Below are 597 nucleotides of genomic sequence, written 5' to 3'. Positions count from 1 at the left end.
TCAACATCAGCTCCGTGGTCGGTGCCATGGGCAATCCTGGCCAGTCCAACTATGCGGCCAGTAAGGCCGGAGTTGCCGGATTTGCAAGATCACTGGCCGCTGAGGTAGGCTCGCGGGGTATTACGGTTAACACCGTGGCGCCGGGGTTCATCGATACCGATATGACCCGTGCTCTGCCGGAAGAGCAGCGCAATCAGTTGCTCGACAAGATCCCTCTTGGCCGTCTGGGCCAGCCTGAGGAGATTGCCTCTGTGGTTGCCTTCCTGGCGAGTGATGCCGGAGGTTACGTCAGCGGCGAGACGATACATGTCAACGGGGGCATGTATATGGCGTAATGGCTTTGGTTAACCTTTTGATTTTTAATGGGTTTTTGTAAAAATCAAAGAAAATTGGCCATATCCGTTACAACCCGGGGCAATTCGATGTAAAATGCGCGTCGATTTTGTCCGTAGCTTAATCTAAGGAGTCTTTCCGGGTATTACCGGTATTTCCGGGTCCGGTATTGGCTTCGTCGATACTACCTACTAGGAGTTATATAACATCATGAGCAGCATTGAAGAACGGGTTAAAAAAATTGTTGCCGAGCAACTGGGTGTG

1 protein-coding gene is annotated in these 597 nt (G+C 51.4%); it reads left to right on the top strand.

Features of this window, described 5'->3' with window-relative positions; translation table 11 throughout:
* A partial coding sequence (locus B3520_RS06765; protein ID WP_286875745.1) for an SDR family oxidoreductase occupies positions 1–335 on the top strand: 335 nt, incomplete at its 5' end.
* Between the last annotated feature and the right edge of the window lie 262 nt (positions 336–597).

It is taken from the genome of Marinimicrobium sp. UBA4509, from assembly GCF_002388575.1.
Classification (GTDB): domain Bacteria; phylum Pseudomonadota; class Gammaproteobacteria; order Pseudomonadales; family Cellvibrionaceae; genus Marinimicrobium; species Marinimicrobium koreense.
The sequence above is the reverse complement of the archived record's forward strand: the minus strand, read 5'-3'. Positions and strand labels throughout refer to the sequence as shown.